Origin of the sequence: Neobacillus drentensis, from assembly GCF_036966985.1 — a bacterium.
Lineage (GTDB): Bacteria > Bacillota > Bacilli > Bacillales > Cytobacillaceae > Neobacillus > Neobacillus drentensis_E.
Genome location: NZ_JBALSN010000111.1, coordinates 1 through 18,342, shown reverse-complemented (window position 1 = coordinate 18,342; position 18,342 = coordinate 1). Strand labels below are relative to the sequence as shown.

The window sequence follows — 18,342 nt, the reverse complement described above, 5'->3', positions numbered from 1 at the left end:
TTCCAGGCACGAAGACTCCTGCGGGAGTACGGGGCAGGGGAGACCCCGCAGGAGCAAAGCGACGAGGAGGCTCCCCGGCACGCCCGCGAACCGCTCGTGCCTGGAACGGAAATCAACAGACAAGTTTAACACAGCCAAAATAAAAAAGCATGGAGTCCTATCCTTATATTTGGATAGGGCTATTTGTGTTCAACAGTTGTGCAACTAATTGGTACAATTTTTATAAAAGGATAGTCAAAATTGGTATAGTATAATTAAATTACTAAATTTACAGGTCATCTTCTGGGGGGATTCCGTTGACAGTCGGGGAACTATGCCGAACACTTATTGTAGACGATGAAATGTTAATCAGACAAGGGATTAAGCACTATATTAATTGGGAACAAGAGGGGTTTATGATTGTTGGCGAGGCCTCGAACGGCCAAGAAGCACTTGAATTAATCGAAGCCACCGACCCGCATATTATCATTACAGATATCGTGATGCCCATCATGGATGGGGAGGAATTAACAAGAATTGTGAAGGAAAGATATCCTCATAAAGAAATCATTATTTTAAGCAGTTTTGGAGAATTTGATTATGTTCGTTCCACCTTTCAAAGCGGTGTGGTTGATTATATATTAAAGCCTAAACTTAACGCAGAAGGTCTTTTAAAAGCACTGAAAACGGCCGCAAGCCGCATTCCTGCCTTTCAGAAGATGAATCAAAAATTAACAGGGAATCTCCCAATTGGGCAGACTATCGATAAGCTCATTTCAGGATATGAAGTAAATTATGATCCAGATATAGTATCTCAGGCTTTTCCGTATAACCACTTTTGTTTAATCGGCGTAGATTTGAGAAACCACCACCAATCTAGAAAAAGTGCAGAATTACAAACAAGTATCCAGGGAGAGATCGAAGAGGCATGTCAGAATAACGTAAGCCAAGTTGTTCTCGAGCCCTTACGTGTGGAGGAAAATATCATTGGATACTTAATGAATATGAATATGGACAATTTTCCCGAGGTCATTAAATTAGCCCGCCAATTTGCACAGGCCAGGCCGGGAATTAGTCTTGCTTTGTCGAATGCGTTTACAGATCTCTCATTAGTAGGGAACATTTACAAGGAAAGTCTTATAAAATTGTTAGATTATCACTTTTATTTTTCGAATCAACCATTGTTAATGGAGCAGGATCTCCCTAACCTGCCTTCCAAACCTGAAAAATTTAATTTGGATTGGTTTACCGAGGAATTAAAGCGAAAACATTTTGACTCAGCTTTTCAGTATTTACAAGAACATATCCAGGTCATGTCTTCTTGTTATACGATGGATGTCTTTGAATATAAAGCTTTCTTTGGCAACATTATTTTCAACATCACCATTCTCCTAAGTAATATGAAATATGATGTAACAGATTTGGAAAATGCGAAGTATTCCTATTTTAGATCAATTGATGAAACGCCTTCAGCAAAGGCTACAGTTGAAATAATGGATCGTTTTATCGAAGAAGCGAAGAATTGCATCTATTCGGTGCAAAGCGAGCCGGAAGATTTAAATATGAAAAAATTAATGGAGTATATAGGAGAACATTATGCTGAGCCGCTTACTCTAACAGGCGTGGCGAAGTATTTTCATTTTAATCCATCTTACCTTTCCAACTATTTTTCAACCCATAATAAGGAAGGATTCATCGAATATCTAAATAGAATCCGAATTGAGGAAGCGACGAAGCTGCTTATGCAGGGGACGGAATCGATCTCTGAAATTAGTGGAATGGTAGGTTATTCGGATCATAGTTATTTTTGTAAAGTTTTTAAGAAAATCAAGGGATTGTCTCCAAGCCAATACAAAAGAAAGCAAAAACTAAGATAAGAGATGGTGAATTATGAGATTTATTCCCGAACGTTTTAAACATAACGGATTATTTATCGTTATGTTTTTCATTACCGTTTTGATGATTATTACAGTGTCGATCACGATTACATGGACAACGATTCGGATGTCGGAGCAATTTTTTATTAAAAAGTTTAGCGTGACGAACTCAAAAGTAATGAGTCAGGTAAAGGAGAGCTTCGAATCCTTTAACTATTCAGTTGTTCTTGCATCGAACAATCTCCTTCAAAGCACTACGATTAAAAGGATTCTTATGTTGGAGCAATTCAGCAATAAAGAGAAACTAAGTGCCTATTTTAATACGGGTCAACAGTTAAAGCGGATCGAAACTAATTTAGATGCCTATGAGGAAAGCATTTTCGTCATGGGCAGAAACGGGTTCAGCTTTGCAACGGATCGTACGTACTGGCCTATTACGGATGAAGAGTTAAGGACTAGTGCCCTTACAAGTAATACGTTTAAGCAACCAAAGAAACTGATATACCAATTGGACAAGCGAAATGATGGAACGAATCGTCAGTTCATTGTCGCATCAAAGGTGTTAATGGAACGAATCAACGGTACGGTTTATGGTTCAATGTTTTTTGCGTTTGATGAACGTGAATTTAGAAAATTCTTCACAAGCTATACAGGCCCTGGAAATAATGTGTTTGTTGTAGATAAGCAGGGGGTCATTGTTTCGAGCAATCAGTCAAAGCTCATTGGACAAGCACCAAAGGGCTTACTTAGCTATGCAGCTAAAATTGAAAAAAGTTCAGACCGTTATATTATTGAAAACTTTATGGGAAAGGATCAAATTATCTCGATGGAGTACCTTCCATCCTTTGACATGTACTTGTTTAATATAATCGACAAGCAAAAGGCAGTCGGAGACCTAATTGACAAGAAAGATATTGTGCTCATCTCTATGGGGATTGTCTTTGTGGCATTAATCATTGTCTTGCTCGCCACAAGGAGATTGACTAATTCATTATCGGGTCTGGTGAAGCAGATCGAAGATGCCTCAAAACATGAATTCCACCAATATGTTTCTGCATCCGGCACCTATGAAACCATGAAAATTGGCAATGCCTTTAATTCTATGCTTGATGAACTCCATCTGTATGTCGATCAGTTGGTGGAATCCCAAAAGCAGAAGCGTAATGCGGAATTGGCAGCACTGCAGCAGCAAATTAATCCTCATTTTTTGTACAATACGCTGACTTCTATAAAGTTTATGGTGCAGCAAGGTAGTAAAGAAGAAACCGAAGCAACCATTAATGCGTTGATCTCCTTGCTTCAAAATACAATTGGCAATGTCAGTGAGACGAATACGATTGGCCAAGAAGTGGATAATTTAAAAAACTACGTCCTTATTAACCAAAAACGGTACGGTAATCGAATTAAAGTGAACTATTTTATCGCGCCAGATTGTATAGAGTACCATGTACCAAAGCTGATTTTGCAGCCTTTTATGGAAAATTCATTCTTCCACGGCTTCAATCATAAGCCGGGCGGGTACATCAATGTTCTTGTCTGGCAGGAGGAACATACATTAATTTGTGAAGTTGTTGATAATGGAGATGGTATGGAGGTCTCTTCTGAAAATAAACTCCCAAATACCAAGCGGAAACAACAAATGTTTTCTGGAATTGGTGTCAGGAATGTTCATGAGCGTATCCAACTGATTTACGGGGAACAGTTTGGTGTAACAATTACCAGTAAGATAGGCGAAGGGACAAAGGTTCGACTGGAGATGCCGATTTCAATAAAGTAAAAATAGTCATAATATCTAAAAATAATCCAAATAAATCAATTGGAAGCGCGTTCATGTTGTAAAAATATTACCATCCATCAAAAATATCGTCCTAACGGTTCCATCCTAACAGGTGATAACATTATATTTGTAAGTTAGATAACGCTTACAAAAATAGAATGTTGGGGGAATATCAATGAAAAAAGTACTAGCACTCTTTTTAGTTAGTATATTGATGCTAACTGCCTGTTCCTCGGGATCAAATAAAGAGACTTCCGACAAAGGCAAAGAAACAAATGAAGTAACAGTGTGGGCATGGGACCCAAATTTTAACATTAAAGCGATGAATCTAGCAAAAGATGCTTATAAGTCTGAAAACCCAGATGTAAACATTAAAGTAGTAGAACACGCACAAGATGACATTATTCAAAAGCTAAATACCAGCTTAAGCTCTGGGACAACAAAAGGACTGCCAAATATTGTTTTAATTGAAGACTATCGGGCGCAAAGCTTCCTTAAAGCGTATCCAGACATGTTCCATGAGTTAACAGGTTCATTTAAAGCTGATGATTTCGCTCAGTATAAAATTGCTCCTACTAGCTTGGACGGCAAAAACTACGGCCTTCCATTCGATACAGGTGTTACAGGATTATACGTAAGAACTGACTATTTAGAAAAAGCGGGATACAAAGTTGCAGATTTACAAAACATGGACTGGAACAAGTACATTGAAGTAGGTAAAAAGGTTAAAGAAGCAACTGGTAAAGCAATGCTTACACAAGATCCAAAAGACCTTGGTCTTATTCGTATGATGATTCAAACAAGCGGTGCTTGGTACTTAAAGAACGACGGCGTTACACCTGACTTAGCAGGCAACGCTGCTTTAAAAGAAGCATTCCAAACATATAAGGCGATTTTAGACGCAGATCTAGTAAAACCTGTCTCTGACTGGGGTCAATTCGTAGCAGGATTTAACAGCGGCGACGTTGCAACTGTTCCAACTGGTAACTGGATTACTCCATCAATCAAGGCTGAAGCATCACAAGCAGGCAAATGGGCGGTTCTTCCAATGCCAAAACAATCTGGCATTGCAAATTCCGTGAACGCTTCTAACTTAGGCGGAAGCTCTTGGTACGTGTTAAACATCGATGGTAAAGAAAAGGCTGCGGACTTCTTAGGAAAAACATTTGGTTCTAATGCTGATTTTTATCAGACTTTGAACAAAGAAATGGGAGCGATTGGAACTTATAAGCCTGCTGCACAAGGAGAAGCTTATACAGCCGCAGATGATTTCTTCGGTGGACAAAAAGTCGTTTCTGACTTTGCTGCTTGGACAGAGAAAATTCCTCAAGTTAACTATGGTATGCACACATATGCCATTGAAGACATTTTAGCGGTTGGCATGCAGGATTACCTAAAAGGTAAAGATTTAGATAAAGTATTAGAAGATGCTCAAAAGCAAGCAGAAGAACAAATTAAATAACACAACAAACTAGAAAGTAACAAATCTTCTTTTTAAAGAGATTATGCCTTAGAAATTCGCCGGCTCTGCCATTCATGTATTGGAGCTAACTGATGTATCAGGCGACTTTCTGAGGCGTTTTCTTTTCATGAACTTACAACGTAAGGAGTTGACTAAAATTGATATCAGCGAAAGAAAACCACACTCAAGCCCTTCCAAAATCAAATTCCGGTCGCAAAACTCGGCTGAAAAATAATATCATTGGCTGGTCCTTTGTTATTATCGCTGCCGTAATGATCTTTTTATTTTACTTCTACCCAATGATTCAGGCTCTTATTTTATCTTTTCAAACAGGTGTAGGTGCAAATCTAACCTTTACAGGTATCGATAATTATACGCGTTTATTTAAAGATCCAACATTCCTAACCACGGTAAAAAATACAGTCATTTATCTAATCATTCAAGTACCGGTTATGATCTTACTGGCTTTATTTCTTTCTGTTCTACTTAATAATAAAACGTTAAAGTTTAAGGGCTTTTTCCGAACTGCCATCTTCTTACCGTGCGTAACCTCACTAGTTGCCTATTCCGTCATCTTCAAATATTTGTTTGGTCAAGATGGAATAATTAATATGATGTTAATGAAAGTTGCACTCATTTCGGAACCGATCCAATGGCTTACCGATCCTTTTTGGGCGAAAATCGCTATCATTGTGGCGATCACTTGGCGTTGGACGGGTTACAACATGATCTTCTATTTATCTGCTCTTCAAAACGTCGATGAGTCAATCTATGAAGCAGCTAGAATTGATGGGGCTTCGCCAGTTCAACAATTTTTCAAAATAACGATCCCAATGTTGAAGCCGATTATTCTATTTACATCGATTACTTCAACGATTGGTACACTGCAGTTATTTGACGAGGTCATGAATATTACCAAGGGCGGACCGGGTAATGCGACAATGACCATTTCTCAGTATATCTATAATTTATCGTTTAAATATACCCCGGACTTTGGGTATGCAGCTACTGTCTCATATGCAATCGTAATTATGATTGTCATCTTTTCGATCATTCAGTTTAAAGCGGCAGGTGATAATAATGAATAAGCTAAAAAATACATTCAGTTATACAGTCCTAGTCATCGCAGCGATTGTCTCTGTGTTTCCATTTTTGTGGATGATTGTAAGCTCGACAAACAAGTCTGTTGACGTAACGCAAGGAAGGATGCTTCCTGGCAGTCACTTTATGGAGAACCTGCGCAATCTGCTGGACACCGTTGATCTTGTGCCTGCATTAATAAATTCAACTAAAATCTCAGTATTAACAACCATCCTTGCGATGCTGATTGCGTCTTTGGCGGGATATGGATTTGAAATTTATAAAAGTAAATCGAAGGATTTTGTGTTTAATATTTTGCTGGTTTCGATGATGATTCCTTTTGCGGCTTTGATGGTACCGCTCTTTAGAATGTTTGCTACTATCTCACAATCCTTCTCGATCATTGGGATTGATACAAACGCAGCAGTCATTTTACCGACGGTTACAACCGCCTACCTGATCTTTTTCTTTAGACAAAGCACCAAAATGTTTCCGAAGGAAATTCTTGAAGCTGGAAGAATTGATGGTCTATCGGAATTAGGATGTTTCTTTAAGATTTATGTTCCTACAATGAAAACCACTTACGCAGCTGCGGCTATCATAACCTTTATGGCTAGCTGGAACAGTTATTTATGGCCGCTGGTTGTATTGCAGTCACCTGAAAACCAGACGATTCCTCTATTAATTTCAAACTTAGGTTCAAGCTATTCACCTGATTTTGGAATGATTATGACGGCAATTGTAATTGCTACCTTGCCAGCAGCTCTTATCTTCTTCATCATGCAAAAGCATTTCGTTGCCGGTATGATGGGATCTGTTAAGTAAAAGAATTTTGGAAATATGTAAAGAAAGAGTGATTATGATGACAACAATTCCAAAACTAGATTGGCTTACCGATGTGAATGTGTTTGCCGTTAATCGATTACCGGCTCATTCAGACCATTTTTATTATGAGACAATGGAGGAAGCTAAAAACGCTGCTCCCATGGCTTTGCGCCAAGACCTAAACGGAAACTGGAAATTTAGCTATAGCGTTAATCCGGACAATCGTCCAGAGAATTTTTACCAAGTGGACTTTAATTGCTCTGGCTGGGGAGACATCACTGTACCAGGGCATATCCAGCTTCAGGGTTACGGAAAACCACAATATGTGAATACCATGTACCCATGGGATGGCCTTAATGAGATTCGGCCGCCAGAAATTCCACAAGACCATAATCCGGTGGGCAGTTATGTGAAGATGTTTACTGTACCAGAAAACATGACCAATAAGCCGGTGTACATTTCTTTTCAGGGAGTAGAATCGGCGTTTTATGTGTGGCTAAACGGGAAGTTTGTCGGCTATAGTGAGGACTCCTTCACGCCAGCTGAGTTTGACCTTACCCCATTTTTAACAGAGGGTGAAAATAAATTAGCGGTCGAGGTTTATCAGCGAAGCACAGGAAGTTGGCTGGAGGATCAAGATTTCTGGCGCTTTTCGGGAATTTTCCGTGATGTCTATCTCTATACCGTACCAGAGATTCATGTCTATGATGCAGATGTTCGTGCTGAATTGAATGATGTTTTTACGCAAGGTACGCTTAAAGTAGACCTCAAGCTATTGTCTGGCAGCTCTTCACCTTCGAAAATTGTAACAGAGTTGTACGACAGAGAAGGCGGTTTAGTATCTACCCGTACGATTGACACTGGTGACGGAAAGTGGTCAGCAACAATGGATGTTGAGGATCCAAAATTATGGAGCGCAGAAAGTCCGAATTTATACAAGCTTTATATACTAGTTTATAACGAAAAAGGCAATTTGGTAGAAGTTATTCCGCAAAAAGTGGGCTTCCGTAGATTTGAACTTATCGATAAAATTATGCACCTTAACGGTGAACGGATTGTATTCAAAGGTGTTAATCGTCATGAATTTAATTGCCGGACTGGCCGTGCGATTACGAAGGAAGACATGCTCTGGGATATTAAAACGTTAAAACAGCACAACATAAATGCTGTCCGGACATCACACTACCCGAATCAGAGCTATTGGTACGATTTATGTGATGAATACGGTGTATATGTTATTGATGAAATGAATCTTGAAACGCACGGATCATGGCAAAAGATGGGGGCGGTCGAGCCTTCCTGGAACATTCCTGGGAATAAACCGGAATGGGAGAATATTGTAATGGATCGGGCTGTTTCCATGGTTGAACGGGATAAAAATCATCCGTCCATCCTGATATGGTCGTGCGGGAATGAATCCTATGCAGGTGAGGTCATTCTTAACGTGTCTAAATATTTCAAGAGAGTGGACCCAAGCCGCTTGGTTCATTACGAAGGTGTATTTCATGCCCGCGAATATAATGATACCAGTGATATGGAAAGCCGCATGTATGCAAAGCCGGCTGATATTGGGGAGTATTTGAATGCAAATCCGGATAAGCCATACATTAGCTGTGAGTATATGCATGCCATGGGAAATTCACTTGGCGGGATGTACAAATATACAGATTTAGAGAAGAAGTATCCAATGTATCAAGGCGGTTTTATTTGGGATTACATTGACCAGTCGCTTATCAAAAAGGATCGCTATGGAAATGAATTTTTTGCCACCGGCGGTGACTTTGACGACCGGCCAACCGATTACGGCTTCAGTACAAATGGTATCGTTTATTCCAATCGAGAACTTTCACCTAAGATGCAGGAAGTCAAATATCTATATCAAAACTATAAGCTAAACCCAGATCAGACCGGGGTATCGATTATTAATGACAGCCTTTTCTCTGATCTAACTGACTATGAATTGGAATACGCCCTCTATCTTGAGGGTAAGGAATTGTATCGAAACAAGCTAGAGGTTAATGTAGAACCTCAACGTTCAGGAAGAGCTGAATTTAAACTGCCTGCTGATATCACGAGTGTTTCCGGGGAGTACTGTATTCAAACCTCCTTGGTCTTAAAGGAAAACACACTCTGGGCTGAAGCTGGTTATGAGATTGCGTTTGGACAATTTGTGTTTCAGGTAATGGCGGAAGAAAAGTCTGCCGCTGTTCAGGGAGAGTTAAGAGTCGTCGAAGGCGATGTCAATATAGGTGTCCATGGCAGGGACTTTACAATCCTGTTCTCGAAACAGGCGGGCAGCCTCGTGTCGCTTAATTACGCGGGGAAAGAGATGATTGCTCTACCCCCAGCACCATTATTCTGGCGGGCAACGACGGATAATGACCGCGGGTACTCCCAAGGTTTCCATTCGGGGCTTTGGTACGCAGCCAGTCTGACCAGAAGATGTGTTGCTATTGATCTTAAAAATGACAAAGGTCAAGTGACCGTTGCCTTTACTTATAAATTATCTATAAGTGAAGAAGTGGTAGTGAAAATAAGCTATACGGTTTTTGCCGATGGCAGTGTGCGTGTGAAATCAGTGTATTATGGCGCAAATCATCTTCCGCAGATGCCGATTTTTGCCGTATCCTTTAAGGTGCCTGCAGATTATGATCAATTAGAATGGTACGCGATGGGTCCTGAAGAAAACTACTCAGACCGTGCTATGGGTGCAAGACTGGGTATCTTTAAAAATCAAGTATCAGATAATTTGTCCGGATATGTGATGCCGCAAGAGTCTGGCAATCGAACTGGAGTACGTCGCGTTAGTGTAACTAATAAACAAGGACAGGGAATAAAAATATCGGCGGCGGATGAGCCTTTAGAGTGCAATTTTTCCCCATATACAGCCTTTGAACTTGAGAATGCTCAACATCATTATGAGTTGCCAAATGTTCATTACACCGTTGTGACGGTCGCTGGCAAGCAGATGGGCGTTGGCGGAGATGACAGCTGGGGTGCACCGGTGCATGATGAACACCTGATTCATGCTGATAAAGACATGGAATTCGAGTTTGTGATCAACAGAATTTAATCAATATATTTAGTATTTACAAGGGAAAGAGTCTGGGTTTACAGCTCTTTCCCTTAATATTAGAAAAGAGGTCAAAATGGTGAAGGAGAAAACGATGCTTATTCATGTGAATCAAGAGGACAGGCAGTTTCATTTAACAAATGGCCAAGTAAGTTATATTTTTCACGTCATGAAAAATGGGCAGCTCGGCCACCTTTATTACGGTAAGGCTTTACGCCACAGAGAAGACTTTTCCCATTTGCAAACGTATGATGTGCCAACAGGGGCAACTACGCATATATATGCTGACGATCCAGCATTGGGATTAGAGACGTTGCGTCAGGAATTCCCTGCCTACGGAAATTCAGATTTTCGCGAACCAGCAATCAGCGTTAGTAAAGCCACAGCAAATCATATTCCAAACTTTACATATGAATCGTATCAGATTCTAGAAGGAAAACCTCGTCTTGAAGGTCTCCCAGCAACTTATACAGAGGACAATCATGATGCAAGTACACTTCAAATCCTCTTAAAAGATGAGTTCCTGCAAGCGGAATTGCAGTTAAATTATTCAATATTCCGTGACAAACCTGTCATCACGAGAAGTGCTTCGTTAAGAAATGCAGGTTCAGACGAGTTGATAATTGATCGATTTATGGGGGCATCGATCGACCTTCCGGATAAAGATTTTGTATTTACCCATTTAGCCGGGACCTGGTCACGGGAGCGGCATGTAAAGGAAAGAAGACTCGAAACTGGCATTCAGTCTATTTCCAGTCTGCGCGGGGCCAGTTCTCACCACCATAATCCATTCTTGGCACTAAAGCGTCCTGAAGCGACGGAGCATACTGGAGAAGTATATGGCTTTAATTTTGTATATAGTAGTAACTTTTTAATGCAAGTAGAGGTTGACCATTACGACACGGCAAGACTTACGGTTGGAATTCATCCGTTCGGATTTAAGTGGAAATTAGAGCCGCAAGCGTCATTTCAAACCCCCGAAGTTGTCATGGTTTATTCCGAACAAGGAGTAAACGGGATGAGTCATGCTTTTCATGCTTTATACCGTGAGCATCTAATTCAAAGTCAATGGAGGAAGGCCGTGCGCCCGATTCTAATTAATAACTGGGAGGCAACCTACTTTGATTTCGATGAGGAAAAACTTGTGAAGATTGCAAAATCAGCAAGTGAACTCGGAATTGAGTTGTTTGTCCTTGATGATGGCTGGTTTGGAAAACGAAATGATGATACCTCCTCACTTGGTGATTGGCACGTAGACTTAAATAAGCTTCCAAATGGTTTGGATAGTCTGGCCAAGAAAATTACCGAGACAGGGATGAAGTTTGGGCTTTGGTTTGAGCCGGAAATGATCAGTCCGAATAGTGAATTATTTAATGAACATCCAGATTGGGCAGTAGGGATCCCAGGGCAGCACTATACTTTGGGGCGTAATCAGCTGGTCTTAGATTTTTCAAGGAAGGAAATCGTGGATTATCTGTATGGAAAAATGTCCGCTATTATTAAACAAACAAACCTAGACTATATTAAATGGGATATGAATCGAAACATCACCGAAGCATTCTCGAATAACTTGCCCGTTCATCAGCAAGGCGAGTTTTTCCACCGCTATATTTTAGGGGTTTATAATCTCTATGACCGATTAACAAGCGAGTTCCCGCATGTGTTGTTTGAATCTTGTGCAGGCGGGGGGGGACGGTTTGACCCCGGGATGTTGTATTATGCCCCGCAGGCTTGGACGAGTGATGATACAGATGCGATTGAACGACTTAAGATCCAGTATGGCACATCCTTTGCGTATCCGGTTTATAGTATGGGGTCTCACGTTTCGGCTGTTCCGAATCACCAGACATTACGGTCCACACCATTACAAACAAGGGCAAACACTGCTTACTTTGGAACATTTGGATATGAATTGGATCCAATCAAATTGACCGAAGAAGAACGTGAGGAAATTAAACAGCAGGTTGCTTTTTACAAAGCGCATCGAGAGTTGATTCGTGATGGTCAATTCTATCGCTTGCTGAACCCATTTTCTAATAATGAAACGGCTTGGATGGTGGTAAGCCAAGATCATTCGGAAGCATTGGTTGGCTGGTATAAAGTATTGGCAACTCCAAATCCTAAGAAACAGCAAATGCTGCGGCTCAGTGGATTAGATTTGTCAAAAAACTACAAGGTGGCTGGCTGTGAGCGCTGCTTTTATGGTGATGAACTAATGACGGTTGGATTGCAGCTTCCGACGGAGTTTAATGGTGTCAATGGCGGGAGTTTTGAACGTGGGGGAGACTTCCAATCACAGGTCTTTTATATAAAAAGTGTGGAGCACAATTGAATTGAACAAGAAAGGACGGGCGACAGCATTAGTCCTTTTTTGTTTAGTTAAATTTTTAGTAAAATAATTGAATAATTTTACTAAAAGGAGTAAAATAAAATTAAAATTACCTACAAGACAATAACTTCTGGAGGAATTTAAAATGAACGCTACTACACTTAGTAAAGTATTTTTAGATATGTTTCAAGTTTTACCAAGGCAAGCCTTTTTTGCTCCTGGAAGGATCAATTTAATTGGCGAACATACTGATTATAATGGCGGTCATGTGTTCCCATGTGCGATCACTTATGGTACCTATGCTGTCGCAAGGAAGCGGGAAGACAAAGTTGTCCGCTTGTACTCAACAAACTTCCCTGAAATAGGGATCATTGAATTTAACCTCAACGAGCTGGATTATCAGAAAGAACATAATTGGGCCAACTATCCAAAAGGGATGATTCGTTACATTCTTGAGGCGGGATATATAATTCCCTCTGGATTCGATTGTGCTATTGAAGGTAATATCCCGAATGGTGCAGGACTTTCTTCGTCAGCCTCTATTGAGTTATTAACTGGCGTGCTAGTAAATGGCCTATTTGAATTAGAAATTCCTCGCCTTGAACTCATCAAGATTGGCAAGCAAGTAGAGAATAAATTTATTGGCGTGAACAGCGGCATCATGGACCAGTTTGCGATTGGTATGGGAAAGAAAGATGCAGGTATCTTACTAGACTGCCAAACGTTGAAATATGAGTACGCACCGATTCATCTTGCAGATTACAAAATATTAATCATGAATACAAACAAACGCAGGGAATTAGCTGATTCCAAGTACAATGAAAGACGTGGAGAATGCGAAGAGGCATTGGCCCAGCTGCAGCAAAAGCTGCCAATTCAGGCTCTTGGTCAGTTAACGGAAGCGGAGTTCGATGAGAACCAGTACCTCATTACTAATGAAACAGTTCGCAAACGGGCAAAGCATGCTGTCTATGAAAATAGGAGAACCATTAAAGCGCTAGAAGAACTTCAATTAGGGAATCTAGAAGCATTTGGACAATTAGTTAACCAATCACATATTTCCCTTAGAGATGATTATGAAGTGACAGGAGTGGAACTCGACACTTTAGTAGAAGCGGCCTGGAAACAACCAGGTGTTCTTGGGTCAAGAATGACGGGTGCAGGATTTGGCGGCTGTGCAATTGCGATTGTCGATAATGACGAGGTTGACAACTTTATTGCGAATGTAGGAGCAGCATACCTTGAGAAAATTGGTTACGAAGCAGAATTTTATGTAGCAAGCATTGGCGATGGGGCAAAAGAAATTCAAATGGAGGAATCGATTTAAATGAGTATTCTTGTTTTAGGTGGAGCCGGTTATGTTGGGTCACACGCTGTTTATCAATTGATTGATCAAGGGTTTTCAGTCGTGGTCATTGATAATTTGCAAACCGGTCATACGGAAGCAGTTCATCCAAAGGCTAACTTTTATAATGGAGATATCCGCAGCCGAGAGTTTATGCGCTCTGTCTTCGAAAAAGAACAAATTGAGGCGATTTTGCACTTCGCCGCCAATTCCCTAGTTGGAGAATCGATGGTAGAACCATTAAAATACTTTGATAACAATGTATTTGGAACACAAATTGTCCTTGAAATGATGAAAGAATTTGCCGTCAAGCACATCGTATTTTCTTCAACAGCAGCCGTTTATGGAGAGCAAAAAGTGGTGCCAATTACAGAAGATGCAGCAACCATCCCAACGAATACCTATGGCGAAACCAAACTGGCGATGGAGAAAATGATGGCCTGGTGTGAAAAAGCTTTTGATCTCCACTATGTATCACTCCGCTATTTTAATGTGGCTTCGGCAAGAGGTGACGGACAAATTGGTGAGGACCATAATCCTGAAACGCACCTGATCCCAGTTGTCTTAGAAGCGGCATTAGGCAAAAGACCTGCGGTGACAATCTTTGGTGAAGATTATGATACAGCAGATGGCACTTGTGTCCGGGATTATATTCATGTTGAGGACTTAATTGATGCCCACATCTTAGCCCTTCGCTATCTGCAAAATGGCGGCGAAAGTAATATTTTTAATTTGGGATCAAGTCAAGGATTCTCGGTAAAAGAAATTGTCGAGACGGCTAAAGAAGTGACAGGTATTGATATCCCTGTTAAAATCGGTGAACGCAGGTCGGGAGACCCGAGTACCTTAATAGCTGCTTCGGAAAAAGCCAAAAAGGTATTGGGATGGAATCCTACGAGAACATCGATTCATCAAATTATCAGCAATGCCTGGAACTGGCACCAGCATCACCCTAATGGATATCAGAAATAGAGGGGATCATAATGATTTATCAACTAATACAACAATTAATTAATCAAGCGATTGCCACTCAACTTATTGAGCGGGACGATGAAATCTATGCGCACAATCAAATTCTGGCATTGCTCAAGCTAGCCGAGTTTAAAGAAGTAGATCTGGAGGTGAGCGGCCATCTTGAAATCCCTGATTTACTCGATTTAATCGTGGACTATGCTTGCAATCAAGGGATAATTGAAGAATTATTTGATGAAAAAGAGATATTTTCTAGTAAAATAATGAACTGTTTTATCGCACGTCCATCGACGATCAATCATGTGTTTTATGAAAAATATAAACAGGATCCAATAGCAGCAACTGGGTATTTTTATGAGTTAAGTAAAAATAGTAATTACATTCAAATGAAGCGGATTCGGAACAATATCGAGTATAAAACCGCCACAGAATATGGTGAACTGGACATTACCATTAATCTATCAAAACCTGAAAAGGACCCTAGAAGTATCGCGCTCGAGCTGTCGGTGCAAAAAACGGATTACCCGAAATGCCTGCTTTGTGTTGAAAATGAAGGCTACGAAGGCAGAGTCGGACACCCTGCACGCTCCAATCACCGAATGATTCGCGTCAATCTATTAGATCAGCCATGGTATCTCCAGTATTCACCGTATGTGTATTACAATGAACACTGTATTGTCCTATCAGAAAAACATACCGATATGGTCGTTAGTGCCACGTCTTTCTTACGGTTATTGAGCTTTGTTGAGCAATTTCCTCATTACTTTGTTGGCTCTAATGCGGATCTGCCAATTGTCGGCGGTTCAATTTTAACCCATGATCATTATCAAGGCGGAAATTATCAATTTGCGATGGCGAAAGCAGGAGATGACTGGACATTTAAAATGACTGGCCATCCAAATGTTGAGTGTTCTGTTGTAAAATGGCCAATGTCCGTCATTCGTCTTCGCTCTTCTCAAATTAGTGAGTTGGTTGAAGCAGGTTCACATATTTTTGAGCAATGGAAAAATTACAGTGATGCGACGCTTGAAATTTTGGCGAGAACTGGAGAGACGCCGCATAATACAGTGACGCCGATTGCACGGAAAAATGGGGATGTTTTTGAACTGGACTTGGTGCTTCGAAATAATCGAACAAGTGATGAGCATCCACTGGGTATTTTCCACCCTCACGCCGATGTCCATCATATTAAAAAGGAAAATATCGGCCTAATTGAAGTAATGGGGCTGGCTGTTTTACCTGCACGATTAAAGGCTGAACTTGGAGAAGTGGAGAAGTACATCCTCGATAAAGAGGCAGATATTGCCGAATACCATTTAGATTGGGCAGAAGTGTTAAAATCCCGTTATCAAGATGTTGCCCATGATGCGAATGTGGAAGGCCTGGTAAGAGAAGAAGTAGGAAGGAAATTCTCAAGAGTCTTGGAAGATGCAGGAGTGTTCAAGCGGGACGAAGCAGGGCAAGCTGGGTTCCAGCGTTTTATCAATTCTTTGTAAAAATATGGAGTGATATCGATGAAAATATTAGATAGAATATTCGGCAGTTACGAGGGAGAGTCCGTTACAGAATATACCTTAGTCAACGATTATGGCATGGAGGTCTCTTGTCTGAATTTTGGTTGTGCCATTACTAAAATCATCGTCCCTGACCGCCGTGGAAACTTTGAAAATGTTGTACTTGGTTTTGATAACTTCGAAGATTACACAGAATGGTCACCGTATTTCGGAGCAGTCTGCGGGCGGGTAGCAGGAAGGATTGGTGGTGCAAGTTTTGAATTGGACGGGAAAGAATATCAGCTTGCTGACAATAACTATCCCAATCATCTGCACGGAGGCAAGAAGGGTTTTAACTCTGTGATTTGGAAAACTGAAATCATTGAGGAAGAAAATGCTGTCGGGTTGAAGTTTTTTTACCATAGTCCAGACGGAGAAGAAGGCTACCCTGGTAATTTAGACACCACTGTTACGTACATTCTAAATAATAAAAATGAACTCGATATTACTTATGAAAGTAAAACGGATCAAAAAACGTTAGTCAACTTAACGAATCACTCTTATTTTAACTTAAGTGGCAATATAAAAAGAGATTGCTCGGAGCACATTCTTAAATTAGATAGTGATCGATTTTTAGAGTTGAGAGACGATCTTATCCCTACTGGTAAGTTGATTGATTCTAAAAATACTCCCTTTGATTTTAAGCATGGCAGAAGGTTAAGTTCTGGGCTGAATTCATCTTATCCTCAGAATGTACTGGTTGGTAATGGTTACGATCATCCACTCGTCTTTACAAAAGAGGGAGAAAATACGATAATCTTAAGCGATGAAGAAAGCGGCCGCTCGCTTCTTGTTACGACCGATCAGCCATGTGTTGTTCTATATACAGGAAATTTTATAGCAGGTCCTTATTCTATCTCTGGGGTCAGGGCAGAAAACTATTTGGGTGTTTGTTTGGAAACACAAGGATTTCCTGATGCAATCCACCATCCAGAGTTTCCTTCTGTCATTTTGAATCCAGAGGAAGTTTACCAATCCAGAACCGTATTTCGTTTTTTTGCTAATACTCTAGGAGACTGATTCATGGCAACCATCAAAGATATTGCACAAATTGCAGGGGTATCGATTGCAACGGTATCCCGTGTTTTAAATTATGACACTACACTTTCTGTCAGTGATGAAACGAAGAAAAGAATTTTCGAAGTGGCAGAGGAACTATCATATAAAAAGAAACCAGTCCGCAAGCAGGAATCGGGTAAGATTGCTCTTTTACAATGGTATACGGAAAAAGAAGAGCTGGAAGATTTATATTACATGTCTATCCGGCTGGGTGTTGAGAACCAATGCCGGCAGCATGGGATTCAGGTGGATAAATATTTTCAAGACAACTATGGGGATCTGAAAGATGACGATATTCAAGGGCTGATTGCGATTGGGAAATTTAGCAGGAAGCAAGTGAATGATCTCGTTAAGATTACCAAAAATATTGTCTTTGTTGATACCTCACCAGATGAAGATCGGTTTGATTCGATTGTTATTGATTTTGAACGAGCTACAAAAAAAGTGCTCGATCATTTTATTCAAAAGGGTCATGAGAGGATCGGGTATATCGGCGGCCGAGAAGTGTTTAAGGACAAAACCTCTATGATTGAAGACCCAAGAGAGATGACATTCAAGCGCTATTTAGCAGAAAAAGGACTGCCCAATGAAGATTATATGTATGTAGGTAACTTTACTGCTGATGATGGTCATGCTTTGATGAAGAGGGCGATTCATGAACAGGGGGATCAATTACCGACTGCTTTCTTTGCAGGTAATGATTCCCTAGCGGTTGGAGCATTAAGGGCGCTGTTGGAGGAAGGGATTTCCGTTCCAGATCGTGTGAACATCATAGGTGTCAATGATATCAGCATCTCTAAATATGTATTCCCATCCTTAAGCACAGTTAAGGTATATACCGAAATCATGGGTGAAACCGCCGTCGACACACTTTTGGAGAGAATCGCAGGCAGAAAAACAGCCAAGAAAATATTCATAGCCACCGAACTAATCATTCGAAACAGCAGCTTCTAACCTAAGAAAAAATTAAAACAGACCGATTTGTCCACCTGCGGTGGACAAATCGGTCTG

The 18,342-nt window shown here is 40.6% G+C and carries 12 protein-coding genes; all 12 read left to right on the top strand.

Features of this window, described 5'->3' with window-relative positions:
* Positions 1 to 296 precede the first annotated feature (296 nt).
* The 12 genes from V7659_RS07760 (at position 297) to V7659_RS07705 (ending at position 18,285) form a co-directional block, all read left to right on the top strand.
* Positions 297 to 1,856: a response regulator transcription factor gene (locus V7659_RS07760; RefSeq protein WP_335539214.1), complete on the top strand. Its 1,560-nt coding sequence runs from the start codon at positions 297 to 299 to the stop codon at positions 1,854 to 1,856.
* Between the two features lie 13 nt (positions 1,857 to 1,869).
* Positions 1,870 to 3,633, top strand: a complete 1,764-nt coding sequence (locus V7659_RS07755; RefSeq protein WP_335539212.1) for a sensor histidine kinase — start codon at positions 1,870 to 1,872, stop codon at positions 3,631 to 3,633.
* 175 nt (positions 3,634 to 3,808) lie between these two features.
* On the top strand, positions 3,809 to 5,095 hold the full coding sequence (locus V7659_RS07750) for an ABC transporter substrate-binding protein (RefSeq protein WP_335539210.1): 1,287 nt from the start codon (positions 3,809 to 3,811) through the stop codon (positions 5,093 to 5,095).
* A 158-nt stretch (positions 5,096 to 5,253) separates the two neighbouring features.
* Positions 5,254 to 6,183, top strand: coding sequence for a carbohydrate ABC transporter permease (locus V7659_RS07745; RefSeq protein ID WP_420491263.1), 930 nt, complete (start codon positions 5,254 to 5,256; stop codon positions 6,181 to 6,183).
* Positions 6,176 to 7,000, top strand: a complete 825-nt coding sequence (locus V7659_RS07740; protein ID WP_335539209.1) for a carbohydrate ABC transporter permease — start codon at positions 6,176 to 6,178, stop codon at positions 6,998 to 7,000. The genes V7659_RS07745 and V7659_RS07740 overlap by 8 nt, the downstream gene beginning before the upstream one ends.
* 37 nt (positions 7,001 to 7,037) lie before the next feature.
* Positions 7,038 to 10,073, top strand: coding sequence for a glycoside hydrolase family 2 TIM barrel-domain containing protein (locus V7659_RS07735; RefSeq protein ID WP_420491264.1), 3,036 nt, complete (start codon positions 7,038 to 7,040; stop codon positions 10,071 to 10,073).
* A 94-nt stretch (positions 10,074 to 10,167) separates the two neighbouring features.
* Positions 10,168 to 12,405 (top strand): alpha-galactosidase, encoded by a 2,238-nt coding sequence (locus tag V7659_RS07730; protein WP_335539216.1) that lies wholly within the window; start codon positions 10,168 to 10,170, stop codon positions 12,403 to 12,405.
* A gap of 142 nt (positions 12,406 to 12,547) precedes the next feature.
* Complete coding sequence (locus tag V7659_RS07725) at positions 12,548 to 13,729, top strand: galactokinase (protein WP_335539207.1); 1,182 nt, start codon at positions 12,548 to 12,550, stop codon at positions 13,727 to 13,729.
* Positions 13,730 to 14,719: a UDP-glucose 4-epimerase GalE gene (gene galE, locus V7659_RS07720; protein ID WP_335539206.1), complete on the top strand. Its 990-nt coding sequence runs from the start codon at positions 13,730 to 13,732 to the stop codon at positions 14,717 to 14,719.
* 11 nt (positions 14,720 to 14,730) lie between these two features.
* Positions 14,731 to 16,215: a UDP-glucose--hexose-1-phosphate uridylyltransferase gene (gene galT / locus V7659_RS07715; protein ID WP_335539205.1), complete on the top strand. Its 1,485-nt coding sequence runs from the start codon at positions 14,731 to 14,733 to the stop codon at positions 16,213 to 16,215.
* 18 nt (positions 16,216 to 16,233) lie between these two features.
* On the top strand, positions 16,234 to 17,292 hold the full coding sequence (locus tag V7659_RS07710; RefSeq protein WP_335539204.1) for an aldose epimerase family protein: 1,059 nt from the start codon (positions 16,234 to 16,236) through the stop codon (positions 17,290 to 17,292).
* 3 nt (positions 17,293 to 17,295) lie between these two features.
* On the top strand, positions 17,296 to 18,285 hold the full coding sequence (locus V7659_RS07705; protein WP_335539202.1) for a LacI family DNA-binding transcriptional regulator: 990 nt from the start codon (positions 17,296 to 17,298) through the stop codon (positions 18,283 to 18,285).
* The last annotated feature ends 57 nt before the right edge of the window (positions 18,286 to 18,342 follow it).